Raw genomic sequence first — 11,580 nt, 5'->3', positions numbered from 1 at the left:
GAATAGTTATGATCAACCAAGGCCCAGTTATTACGATTGATGGTCCAAGTGGTGCAGGTAAAGGCACTGTAAGTCAATTAATCGCAGAAAAGCTGGGATGGCACATACTTGATAGTGGTGCTTTATATCGACTGCTTGCACTTGCTGTATCGCATCACGGTATGTCTTCAGATGATGTTGAGACGTTGAAAGTCTTGGCTGAACATTTGGATATACAGTTTGTGCAGTCAGAAGAAGGTAAAGTTGAAATTATTCTAGAGGGCGAAGTTGTTACTCAGGCTATTCGAACTGAAGAGGTAGGGAATTGTGCGTCTAAATTGGCGGCCATTCCGGAAGTTCGTGAAGGTTTGTTGTTGCGTCAGCGCGCTTTTTCACAAGCGCCTGGTTTGGTGGCGGATGGTCGTGATATGGGGACAGTGGTGTTTCCTTCTGCACAGATTAAAATATTTTTAACGGCGTCGGCTGAAGAGCGTGCTCAACGTCGTTTGCAGCAATTGCAGCAAAAAGGTGAAGCTGTTAATCTAGCTGAACTTGTTAAAACGATTAAAGAGCGAGATGAGCGGGATGCTAATAGAGCTGTTGCTCCTCTTGTGCCTGCAGCAGGCGCTTTAGTTATAGATAGTACAGATTTGACGATAGAGCAGGTTGTCGAGATGATTTTTGCTGAAACAGCAAAAGCAGGTCTCGTATAATCTGTTCTTTTTTGCGTCTACTTTTTTACATCTAGAATGTGCTAGAATAGATCAAATGTTATTCAAGTCGATAAAGGTGCCAGCAAGCCTTTATCGCATCATTCAAAAAAATTGACCCACATTTGCTGGCAATGTGGATATGGCCTAGTTCTTTATATGGGCCGACTATATAGGAAATACAATGACTCAAAGCTTCGCAGAACTGTTTGAAGAAAGCCTTTTAACCGTCGAAATGGCGCCAGGCTCAATTGTTACTGGTATCGTTGTTGATATTGACAGCGAATGGGTAACTGTTCATGCAGGTCTTAAATCTGAAGGCGTAATTCCTCGTTCTCAGTTCCTAACGGATAGTGGTGAGTTTAACTTAAACATCGGTGACGAAGTTAAAGTTGCTCTTGATGCTGTTGAAGATGGTTTCGGTGAGACTAAATTGTCTCGAGAAAAAGCTAAACGTGCAGAAACTTGGTCTGTTCTTGAAAAAGCTTACGAAGAAAACGCCATTGTTCACGGTGTTATCAATGGTAAAGTCAAAGGTGGCTTCACAGTTGATATCGCTAATATCCGTGCTTTCTTGCCAGGCTCTTTGGTAGATGTTCGCCCAATCCGCGATACATCTCATTTGGAAGGTGTGGATCTAGAGTTCAAACTTATCAAGCTTGATCAAAAACGTAACAACGTTGTTGTTTCTCGTCGTGCCGTTATGGAAGCGACTAACAGCGCTGAACGCGAAACATTGCTTGCTTCTCTTGAAGAGGGTCAAGAAGTTAAAGGTATCGTTAAGAACCTTACTGACTACGGTGCTTTCGTTGATCTTGGTGGTGTTGATGGTCTTCTTCACATCACTGACATGGCTTGGAAACGCATTAAGCACCCAAGCGAAATCATTGCTGTTGGCGATGAAATCGACGTTAAAGTTCTTAAGTTTGACCGCGAGCGTAACCGCGTGTCTCTAGGTCTTAAGCAGTTGGGTGAAGATCCATGGGTTGCTATCAAAGCTCGTTACCCAGAAAACACTAAGGTAACTGCTAAAGTTACTAACTTGACTGATTACGGTTGCTTCGCAGAACTTGAAGAAGGCGTAGAAGGTCTAGTACACGTTTCTGAAATGGATTGGACTAACAAAAACATTCACCCATCTAAAGTTGTTCAGATTGGTGATGAAGTTGAAGTTATGGTTCTTGATATTGACGAAGAGCGTCGTCGTATTTCTTTGGGTATCAAGCAGTGCACAATGAACCCATGGGAAGAATTCGCTACATCTTTCAATAAAGGCGACAAAATCTCTGGCGCAATCAAGTCTATCACTGACTTTGGTGTGTTCATTGGTCTTGACGGCGGTATTGACGGTCTTGTTCACCTATCTGACCTATCTTGGGACGAAACTGGTGAAGATGCAGTACGTCAATACAAGAAAGGCGATATGCTAGAAACAGTTGTATTGTCTATCGATGCTGAGCGTGAGCGTATTTCTCTAGGTGTTAAACAACTAGAAGAAGATCCGTTCCTAGCTTTCGTTGCTGAAAATGACAAAGGCACTATCGTTAACGGTACTGTCTCTGAAGTTGATGCGAAAGGTGCTGTAGTTGTTCTTGCTGAAGGCGTTGAAGCTACTTTGAAAGTATCTGAAATCAGCCGCGAGCGTATCGAAGATGCAACTACTGCATTGAAAGAAGGTGATAAAGTAGAAGCTGCGATCATTAACGTTGATCGTAAAGCACGTACTATCACTCTTTCTATCAAGCAGAAAGATGCTACTGAAGAGAAAGCTGCGTTGAAATCTCATTCTGAGAAGCAACAAGCAGAAACTAATGGTCCAACCACTATCGGTGATTTGATCAAAGCACAACTAGAAAACCAAAACTAAGTTTGGATTAATAGTTGTCATAAAAAGCGGACTTAGGTCCGCTTTTTTTTGGTCTTATTTTCTTGAATTTATTGACAGAAAAACTATACACAGAACATGTGGATAACCATGGGTATAGACTTGGTGTATGTTTTTTATCGCAGAGAGTTAAGCAGTTTTTCGGTGTCTTCTTCGTTCCAATTCTCTTTCTCTAGCAGCTCTTTGAGCGCTTTACTTTGCTGGGCGTTATGGAGGTTTTTTTGGAATTTGGCGTAATGGAAGTCTTTTATTAGTCGTTCGTCGTGCTCTGAGCGATAAAGTGCTTGGTTTTGAGTGTTTTCTGCTCTCTCTTGGTTGAGTGAGTCAATTTTTTTGTAAGTATTTAAAAACTGCTTTTTATTCATCTCCCACTCTCTTATTTGTTTTCGATCCGAAGTATTTCAAAGTGGTCGTTTCTTGCACACCACTTTATATTGACGTCCCAAAGCGTGATTCCATGCTCTCGATCAAGCTGTTCTGATAAATAGGAAGGTCTGGGGTCTTGTCCCACGACTTGTTTAATTAAAGTTGTTATTTCTCTTTTGTGCAAATTTTCGTAGTTCTCGCATTGAGACTTTGCAATTTCAGAAAACAAGACGGGCCTTATTTGCGCTTCTGCGGATGTTGGTGCAAATCCGCCTTTTGCTTCCGTGATGCTGTCTACATAAGGTAAGTAAGGTTTTATATCAAGAACGGGGGTGCCATCTAGCAAATCTGCGCCATGTAAATCAATGAATGTTTTTTTGTCTTCTTGGTAGATGCGTCCAATCTTTACTACAGACAGTCCTATCGGGTTAGGCCTATGAGTTGCACGTGTGGCAAATACGCCTACTTTTACTTTTCCACCTAGGCGTGGTGGTCGTACTTTTGCTTTCCAGTTCTCTGTCATGCAAGCGTGAAAAACAAACTGGATCCAAATATGAGAGAAACCCTCTAGCCCTTCTAATATATCTAATCTGCTATAGGGAGGAATAAGCTCTAAGCGAGCTGTTGCTTCTGTTACTAGTCCGGGCTGTCTTGGTATGCCAAATTTTTCTTTGTAACAAGAGTGCACTATGCCAATGGTGTTAAGAGTAAAAGTATTGGGTGCTGGCAATGTAGGATCCTTTCGTGACAATCTGCGCTTAATGAATAAAAATATTGTGATAGTATACTGTCTTGATGAAATAGATCGCGATTTATTTGACGATCTATTATTTGTTCTTCTTTACTTTTATTAGAGATTAAAAATGTCTTTAGAATCTTATATGAATCAAATTGGTCAGCAAGCTAGGGCGGCTTCTCGCCTTCTTGCCAAAGCATCCACAAAGCAAAAAAATATGGCCCTGTTTGCTATGGCCGACGCTTTGGAAAATGCTCGACCTCGATTGATATCTGAAAACGCTAAGGATATGGAAAATGGTCGAGTTAAAGGCTTAGATTCAGCTTTACTAGATCGTTTGTTGCTTGATGATGCCCGAATTGACGGCATGATTGAAGGCTTAAAGCAGGTGGCATCTTTACCGGATCCAATCGGTGAAATATCAGATATGGTGTATTTGCCATCAGGTATTCAGCGAGGCCAGATGCGCGTGCCTTTAGGGGTGATTGGCATTATTTATGAGTCTCGTCCAAATGTGACCATCGATGCGGCAAGTCTCTGTTTGAAATCTGGTAACGCCACTATTTTACGTGGCGGCTCAGAGGCATTTTATTCCAATCAAGCCATTGCTGAGGCTGTAACGGCAGGTGTTATCGCTGCTGGTTTGCCAGAACATGCAGTCCAAGTTCTTAATACGACAGATCGTGAAGCGGTTGGTATGTTAATTTCTATGCCTGAGTTCGTTGATGTTATTGTCCCTCGTGGCGGCAAAGGTTTGATTGAGCGTATTAGTAAAGACGCACGTGTGCCTGTTATTAAACATCTTGATGGTAATTGTCATGTTTATATTGATAGTGAGGCGGATCTTGAAAAGGCTTTTGCTATTGCTATGAACGCTAAAACTCGCCGCTACGGTGTGTGTAATGCAATGGAGTCATTGCTGGTTCATTCTGCAATTGCTGGGGATGTTTTGCCTAAGTTAGTGACAGCTCTGCAGGAAAAAGGTGTGTCTCTAGTAGGTTGTGAGCAAGCTCGCGCTATTAGCTCTGTCATTGAAGCTGCATCAGAAGAAGATTGGTTTACAGAGTATTTGGCCCCTAAGTTATCTATTAAGATTGTGTCTGATATGGATGAGGCGATTGCACACATCAATAAATATGGTTCTCATCATACGGACGCAATTGTTTCGCAGAACTATACAAAAACACGAGCGTTCATGACGGAAGTGGATTCTTCGTCAGTGATGGTGAATGCTTCAACATCTTTTGCTGATGGCTTTGAATATGGTTTTGGGGCTGAAATTGGTATTTCTACTGACAAAATTCATGCTCGTGGTCCTGTGGGGTTGTTGGGTTTGACCAGTCAGAAGTATGTCGTACTTGGTGATGGTCATACTCGTGACAACTAGGGATAGCGATAATATAAAGGCTTCTGGACTGGCTATTATGGGGGGGACATTTGATCCCGTTCACAATGGCCATTTAAGAACGGCGGTTGAAATTTTAGATCGTTATCATTATGCCGCGTTGAGGTTGATACCATGCTTTCAACCTGTACATAAAGGTCAGCCAAGTGTTTTACCTGAACAGCGACTTGAAATGGCGAGGCTTGCCGTATCAGGAGATGAGCGCTTGAGTGTCGATTCTCGTGAGATTGATAGGGAAGGTCCAAGTTATAGTATCGATACGTTGCGAGATCTTCGGAGCGAAATAGGTCCAGATGAATCACTCATTATGGTGCTAGGAATGGACAGCTTTTTATCCCTTCCAACTTGGCATAATTGGCAGCAGATAATCCAGTACGCTCACTTGTTGGTTGTGTCGCGACCTGGTTGGGAGCCTGACTTGATCTCTGAATTGAGCGGTTTTTGCGAAAACTATCGTGCCGCATCGTCGCATGAGTTACAATGCGCGCCCTCAGGGCGGGTCTGGTTCGAGACTCTCACTCCTTTGGGGATATCCTCTAGCATGATTAGGGCGTTGGCTCGTAAAAACGAGTCTATTGCTTATTTGTTGCCAGAACCAGTCCAAAACTATATAGAACAACATCAATTATATCGATAGGGTAACGTAATTATATGAGTCAGCTTAACCTCACAGCAGATCAAATTTTGGCTTTTGCTGTTGAAGCATTGGAAGATGTGAAAGGTGATAAGATCACAGTATTGAATGTAGGAAATCATACAGACATGATGGATTACATGGTGATCTGTACCGGTACTTCAAAGCGTCATGTTAATGCTTTGGGTCAAAATGTATTTGAACATTTAAAAGGTCAAGGTCTTCAGCCATTGGGTTCAGAAGGTCGTGGTATGGGTAGTGATTGGGTGTTGGTTGATTTACATGATGTTGTTGTGCATGTAATGACAGAAGAAGCTCGAGCTTTTTATGATCTTGAGAAGTTGTGGGATATTAAGCCAGAACAAATGTAAGGCTCTTTTAAATGCGTGTTCGTTTGATTGCTGTTGGTAATAAAATGCCAAAGTGGGTGACTGAGGGTTACGATGAGTATGCTAAACGCTTGCCAAAAGATTTTGCATTAGAGCTTGTCGAAATTCCAATGTCTCCTCGTGGAAAAAACACTGATATACCAAAAGCTATTCGTAAGGAAGGAGATAGTATGCTCGAAGCTATACCTTCTGGAGATAAAGTAATTGCAATGGAAGTTCTTGGTAAAGAGTGGTCTACCGATCAGTTGGCAGATCAGACCGAGCAGTGGCGAATGGATGGCTATAATGTGAGCTTGTTGGTGGGAGGTCCTGATGGTCTTGATCCAAGGTGTACCGCTCGAGCGGATCAAACTTGGTCTTTATCTCGTCTGACATTACCGCATCCTATGGTGAGAGTTATTTTGGCTGAGCAAATTTATCGTGCTTGGACGCTCATGAACAATCATCCGTATCATAGATAAGGTGATGAAGTGAGCCGTCGACATCAAAACTTCCGCAATTATCGTCAAGAACAGCGACTGACACAGCAGCGTGTTTTTGCTGCCGCTATTTTTGTTTTGCTGATGGCTATTGTGTTGATGGCTCGACTGTTTTATTTGCAGGTTATTGAGCATGAGTTATATCAAACCAAGGCAAATGATAACCGTGTTATGCTGGTTACTGAGCCGCCTCCAAGAGGTTTGATATATGATCGCAATGGAGTGGTGTTAGCCGACAATCGTCCTATACACAGTTTAACGGTCATTCCTGAGCGTGTTGAAAGTTTCCCCAAGCTAAAAAAAATGCTTTCTAGCATTATTGATATTAGTGATAGTGAGTGGGAGGATTTTGATGAAAGACGCAAAGAGTATCGCCGCCCTTATCAATCCCTTACGTTAAAATCCCAATTGACCGATGAAGAGTGGGCCAAGGTCTCTGTTGATCTGTATAAACTCGACGGTGTTCAGGTAGATGCGCAATTAACGCGCTATTACCCTTATGGTGAGGCATTTGCTCACGCTATTGGTTATGTTGGTCGGATTACCTCAAAAGACTTAGAAACAGTCGATAAGTTGGCTTACCAAGGTGCTTTATTTATTGGTAAGACTGGTGTGGAGGGGTATTACGAAAAAAACCTATTTGGAGAGGCTGGCCTTAGCAAGGTTGAGGTGAATGCCCGTGGTCGCATTATGTCTGAACTTGAGCGACAAAATCCAACGCCGGGTAAAGACCTCCATTTATATCTAGACGCCAGACTTCAGCAATATGCCTATGATCTATTGGGGGATTACACCGGTGCGGTTGTCGCAATTGATCCTACCACAGGCGGGATTCTCGCTCTGGTTTCTAAGCCTGGTTATGATCCCAACCTGTTTGTGCGGGGGATTTCTGTTGATGATTACGCCAAATTACGCCAATCCAAAAAACTCCCTCTTTTTAACCGTGCTTTGCGTGGTGGTTATCCTCCTGCGTCAACGATTAAGCCTTTTATGGGGCTTGCTGGATTAGAGTATGGGTTTTCGTCATGGACTGAACGGTATTTCGCGAAGGGCTATTATCAAATAAATCCGGATGGTCGTCGTTACCGAGACTGGAAGCGAACAGGGCATGGTTGGATTAATTTAGAGCGCTCTATTATTGAGTCAGTTGATACCTATTATTATCAACTGGCTAACAAGATGGGAATTACTCCTATCCATAATTTTTTGACACGTTTTGGGTTTGGTCAGACAACCTTGCTGGATTTGAATGGCGAGAGTCATGGCTTGCTGCCTTCCAATGAGTGGAAAAAAGCCAAATACAAAGAGCCATGGTACCCAGGAGATTCGGTTAACGTTGGTATCGGACAGGGCTTTATGGTGGCGACACCTTTGCAAATAGCTTCGGCTACCTCCGCTTTAGCAAGTAAAGGGCATTATTTTTACCCTCGTATGACGCAACTTGTGGGAGACAAGCCCGCTGAATTTCCAGATGGTCTTGGAGATGAGCACGATATTGTCTTGAAGGATCAGCGCAACTGGGGGCGTATGATTGATGCCATGCGTAAAGTAATAACCGACTCGCATGGCACTGCAAGGCGTTTGCAAGGAACGGATTACGAAATCGCAGGGAAAACAGGAACTGGGCAAGTATTTAGTCTGCAAGAAGACCAAGAATATGATGCTGATAGCCTTGCAAAGCGTTTACATGACCATGCGTTATTTATTGGCTTTGCTCCGGCTCGAAATCCGAAAATTTCAGTGTTTGCCATTTTTGAAAATGGTGGCAGTAGTTCTAAACCTGCAGACTTAACGAAAGCATTATTTGACGCTTACTTGCATGATGATTATCCGGCGCGATATGACTATTTGAAAGGTGATAAAAATGACTGATAGCTTTTATCGCAGGGCGCTGTCTTTTACCAATGCTCGTTTATGGAAACTCGTACACGTTGACGTTTTGTTGATGGGGTCTTTGTTATTACTGATCTGCGGCGGGCTTTTTATTCTGTACTCTGCTTCCGGACAGAATGTGGCCATGGTTGAACGACAGGTGTTTCGATTGGTCATAGGCTTGATGATTTGTGTGGCCTTAGCTCAATTACCTCCGAAATATATGCGACGAGCTTCACCTGCGTTATTTATTTTCATTTCCGTTTTGCTCGTGTGTGTACTCTTGTTTGGTGTTGGTGCGAAAGGGGCTCAGCGTTGGTTGGCTTTGCCTGGAGGTTTGCGCTTTCAGCCCTCAGAGATAATGAAAATTGTTATGCCAATGATGATCGCTTGGTATTTTTCCGATAGGCAGCTGCCGCCAAGTTTTAAGCAAATATTAGCTGTTCTTGGTCTGATTGCATTACCTGTTCTGATGATAGCGAAACAACCTGATTTGGGTACATCTTTGTTGGTTGCCGTGTCTGGAATCTTTGTTCTCTTTCTAGCAGGGCTAGGGTGGCGTTATATATTGGGGGCTGCAGCGTTAGCACCAATCGCTGGTTATACATTATGGCAGTTTATGCATGACTATCAGAGGCAACGAGTACTAACCTTTTTGAATCCTGAAAGCGACCCGCTTGGGTCTGGTTGGAATATTATCCAGTCTAAAACGGCAATTGGCTCGGGAGGGCTCTACGGAAAAGGTTTTTTGCAGGGAACACAAGCTCAACTCGATTTTCTTCCTGAGAGTCATACGGACTTTATTATTGCGGTTCTCGCTGAAGAGTTTGGTATGCTGGGTTGTGGTGTACTGATTTTAGCTTATTTCCTTGTCATTGCTCGGGGTTTATACATAGCAGCATATGCAGAAGATAACTATGCGCGATTGTTAGCAGGCAGTTTAACCCTTACATTTTTTGTGTACATGTTTGTAAATATTGGGATGGTGTCAGGCATTCTTCCTGTGGTTGGGGTACCCTTACCACTTGTCAGTTATGGTGGTACTTCTATTATTACCATCATGGCGACATTTGGGATTTTAATGTCAATACAAACACATAAAAGAGCAAGATGATGATTAAGCAAGCTACTTTGTTGTTTCTAGCGCTTGGTCTAACTGCGTGTAGTGGTATGGATCATTCTACATTACCTTCAAATTCGGGAGTCAGTGAGTCTCTACTTGAAGATATGCCCAAAGAATGGGCAGATTCCTATGCTGGGAATCCAGAGGTTCAAGTATTTATTAATAAGCTGGTTAGAGAGCATGCTTATGACAAAGGGCGCCTCGAGTTGGCTTTTTCTCATATAAAAGTGCGTCCTAAAGTGATTGAAAAATCAGATAACCAGCCTGAAGTCATTACGCCTTATTATGAGTATAAAACCCGTTTTGTGAATGAAGAAAGGGCAAAGCACGGTCGAGAGTTTGCAAAACGCAATGCAAAGTGGCTGCGAAAAGCAGAGCAAGAGTTTGGCGTAGAGCCTAATATCATAGTGGCTCTGATAGGTGTTGAAACCTATTACGGCCGTATTACTGGGTCAAAAGACGTTTTTACCTCCCTTACCACATTAGCATTTGATTACCCACGAAGAAAAGAATACTTCCAAAGCGAGTTAGAAGCCTATTTATTGCTTGCTCGCAAAGAAGGTTGGAACATTGGCGACACAAAAGGGTCATATAGTGGGGCGATGGGGATGGTGCAGTTTATGCCCAGCAACTATCAAAAATTGGCAATAGATTATGACAAAAACGGACATATCGATTTGTGGGGATCTGAGCCTGATGCGATTGGCAGTGTTGCAAATTACCTTAAGCATCATGGTTGGCAGCCTCGACAACCTTGGTTTGTAATGGCTTATGTTACCGATCCAGATTCAATGGTGGATTTCATCAACCGTGGCAGGGTGGCAAGTACGGAAATGACCGAATGGTCTGCGCTAAATGTACTTCCAACACAGCCATTTATACCTCAGAAAACAGGCTTGATAGGCTTACGAACAAGTCCGGAAGAGGTTTCTTATTGGCTCGCGTATGAAAACTTTTTCACCATTATGGATTACAACCCAAGTAGGCGATATGCCATGTCTGTATTGGAGCTCGCTGAGAGTATAGGAACCTATGAAAGTAATTAACATGCTGTTTGTTGCTGGCCTGAGCTTGCTAGTATTGAATGGGTGTATGAGTACGCGTCATGTTTTAGGAAAAGATGATGTGGATTATGAAAAAGCATCGGGTGGCGGTCGCTATTCTATTTTACAAGATCATGCGCCTACTGGTGATATAAAGGTAGATCACCTTCCGGATCTTGTTCCGAAATGGGAGCCTAAAAGTCGTGGTGGCAACAAGAGTCCTTACGAAGTGTGGGGAAAAAAATATTGGGTAATGGATTCAGCACAAGGTTACGAGGCAGAGGGAACCGCGTCTTGGTATGGTAAAAAATTTCATGGGCATAAGACCTCAAATGGGGAAACATATGACATGTACAGTTTTTCTGCTGCTCATAAATCGCTGCCGTTACCTACCTATCTGAAAGTGACGAACCTTGATAATCAGCGTTCTGTTATTGTTAGAGTGAATGATAGAGGGCCGTTTCATGGTGATCGTTTAATCGATCTATCCTACGCGGCTGCCGCACGACTTGATTATCATAAAAAAGGATTGGCGCGGGTTCGAATTGAGGCAATTACCCCTGCCCAAGGGCAGTCGTATAATCCACCTAAAGTCACAGTTAAAAAGACGGTGAATCCGCCTGAAGCCTTACCTGATAAGGCATCGCTTATTCCCACTATAGAAACAAAAAGTGTTCCATCAGAGTTGGTTTTTTCTCATCTGCAAATGGGAGCTTTTAGCTCTGAGGAATCTGCAGGCAAGCTTAAACAACGTCTTTTTGAGGCATTTGATACGACGATAAACGTTGTTATTAATAAACAAGATGATGGTCTATTTAAAGTTTTGGTTGGTCCTTTTGCTGATGCAGGGGAATTGGCTCAATGGCAGCAAAAATTACAGCAAGAAGGTTTCGGCAGCCCTGTGAGAGTTGCTTTAGTACCCTAGGTACGATTTGTTTGGGCTAGAGATTCTTAAAGGG

General features: G+C 42.9%; 12 protein-coding genes. 10 read left to right on the top strand and 2 right to left on the bottom strand.

Annotated features, from left to right (window positions below; all coding sequences use genetic code 11):
* The first annotated feature begins 8 nt into the window (after positions 1–8).
* Both cmk and rpsA read left to right on the top strand, forming a co-directional pair.
* On the top strand, positions 9–692 hold the full coding sequence (gene cmk, locus AC2A4J_RS12180) for a (d)CMP kinase (RefSeq protein ID WP_484176198.1): 684 nt from the start codon (positions 9–11) through the stop codon (positions 690–692).
* A gap of 181 nt (positions 693–873) precedes the next feature.
* On the top strand, positions 874–2,556 hold the full coding sequence (gene rpsA / locus AC2A4J_RS12175; RefSeq protein WP_113915815.1) for a 30S ribosomal protein S1: 1,683 nt from the start codon (positions 874–876) through the stop codon (positions 2,554–2,556).
* A 134-nt stretch (positions 2,557–2,690) separates the two neighbouring features.
* On the opposite strand, the gene AC2A4J_RS12170 is transcribed toward rpsA, so the two are convergent.
* Positions 2,691–2,939, bottom strand: a complete 249-nt coding sequence (locus tag AC2A4J_RS12170) for a hypothetical protein (protein ID WP_484176197.1) — start codon at positions 2,937–2,939, stop codon at positions 2,691–2,693.
* 11 nt (positions 2,940–2,950) lie between these two features.
* On the bottom strand, positions 2,951–3,670 hold the full coding sequence (gene tsaA, locus AC2A4J_RS12165; protein WP_484176196.1) for a tRNA (N6-threonylcarbamoyladenosine(37)-N6)-methyltransferase TrmO: 720 nt from the start codon (positions 3,668–3,670) through the stop codon (positions 2,951–2,953).
* Between the two features lie 133 nt (positions 3,671–3,803).
* Between tsaA and AC2A4J_RS12160 the strand changes: the two genes are divergently transcribed.
* Genes AC2A4J_RS12160 through AC2A4J_RS12125 form a run of 8 tightly spaced genes read left to right on the top strand, consistent with a single transcriptional unit; the run spans position 3,804 to position 11,546 of the window.
* On the top strand, positions 3,804–5,063 hold the full coding sequence (locus AC2A4J_RS12160) for a glutamate-5-semialdehyde dehydrogenase (RefSeq protein ID WP_484176195.1): 1,260 nt from the start codon (positions 3,804–3,806) through the stop codon (positions 5,061–5,063).
* On the top strand, positions 5,053–5,718 hold the full coding sequence (gene nadD / locus AC2A4J_RS12155; protein ID WP_484176194.1) for a nicotinate-nucleotide adenylyltransferase: 666 nt from the start codon (positions 5,053–5,055) through the stop codon (positions 5,716–5,718). The genes AC2A4J_RS12160 and nadD overlap by 11 nt, the downstream gene beginning before the upstream one ends.
* A gap of 14 nt (positions 5,719–5,732) precedes the next feature.
* Entirely contained in the window at positions 5,733–6,086 is a 354-nt protein-coding gene (rsfS, locus tag AC2A4J_RS12150) for a ribosome silencing factor (RefSeq protein WP_113915820.1), read from the top strand.
* A gap of 11 nt (positions 6,087–6,097) precedes the next feature.
* On the top strand, positions 6,098–6,565 hold the full coding sequence (gene rlmH, locus AC2A4J_RS12145; RefSeq protein WP_012070537.1) for a 23S rRNA (pseudouridine(1915)-N(3))-methyltransferase RlmH: 468 nt from the start codon (positions 6,098–6,100) through the stop codon (positions 6,563–6,565).
* A gap of 9 nt (positions 6,566–6,574) precedes the next feature.
* Positions 6,575–8,455 (top strand): penicillin-binding protein 2, encoded by a 1,881-nt coding sequence (gene mrdA, locus AC2A4J_RS12140; RefSeq protein ID WP_484176193.1) that lies wholly within the window; start codon positions 6,575–6,577, stop codon positions 8,453–8,455.
* A complete protein-coding gene (rodA, locus tag AC2A4J_RS12135; RefSeq protein ID WP_484176192.1) occupies positions 8,448–9,569 on the top strand; it encodes a rod shape-determining protein RodA in 1,122 nt (373 codons plus the stop codon). Before mrdA ends, rodA begins: the two co-directional genes overlap by 8 nt.
* Positions 9,569–10,624 (top strand): lytic murein transglycosylase B, encoded by a 1,056-nt coding sequence (gene mltB / locus AC2A4J_RS12130; protein WP_484176191.1) that lies wholly within the window; start codon positions 9,569–9,571, stop codon positions 10,622–10,624. The genes rodA and mltB overlap by 1 nt, the downstream gene beginning before the upstream one ends.
* The gene (locus tag AC2A4J_RS12125; RefSeq protein WP_484176190.1) at positions 10,611–11,546 is read left to right on the top strand and encodes a septal ring lytic transglycosylase RlpA family protein; all 936 of its coding nucleotides are present in this window, start codon (positions 10,611–10,613) and stop codon (positions 11,544–11,546) included. The genes mltB and AC2A4J_RS12125 overlap by 14 nt, the downstream gene beginning before the upstream one ends.
* The last annotated feature ends 34 nt before the right edge of the window (positions 11,547–11,580 follow it).

It is taken from the genome of Marinomonas sp. ATLA20 (assembly GCF_057180105.1).
The sequence above is the reverse complement of the archived record's forward strand: the minus strand, read 5'-3'. Positions and strand labels throughout refer to the sequence as shown.

Coding starts and splice junctions, on each gene's coding strand:
- cmk (WP_484176198.1), top strand. CDS start 9: ATGATCAACCAAGGCCCAGTTATTACGATTGATGGTCCAAGTGGTGCA.
- rpsA (WP_113915815.1), top strand. CDS start 874: ATGACTCAAAGCTTCGCAGAACTGTTTGAAGAAAGCCTTTTAACCGTC.
- AC2A4J_RS12170 (WP_484176197.1), bottom strand. CDS start 2,939: ATGAATAAAAAGCAGTTTTTAAATACTTACAAAAAAATTGACTCACTC.
- AC2A4J_RS12160 (WP_484176195.1), top strand. CDS start 3,804: ATGTCTTTAGAATCTTATATGAATCAAATTGGTCAGCAAGCTAGGGCG.
- rsfS (WP_113915820.1), top strand. CDS start 5,733: ATGAGTCAGCTTAACCTCACAGCAGATCAAATTTTGGCTTTTGCTGTT.
- rlmH (WP_012070537.1), top strand. CDS start 6,098: ATGCGTGTTCGTTTGATTGCTGTTGGTAATAAAATGCCAAAGTGGGTG.
- rodA (WP_484176192.1), top strand. CDS start 8,448: ATGACTGATAGCTTTTATCGCAGGGCGCTGTCTTTTACCAATGCTCGT.
- mltB (WP_484176191.1), top strand. CDS start 9,569: ATGATTAAGCAAGCTACTTTGTTGTTTCTAGCGCTTGGTCTAACTGCG.
- AC2A4J_RS12125 (WP_484176190.1), top strand. CDS start 10,611: ATGAAAGTAATTAACATGCTGTTTGTTGCTGGCCTGAGCTTGCTAGTA.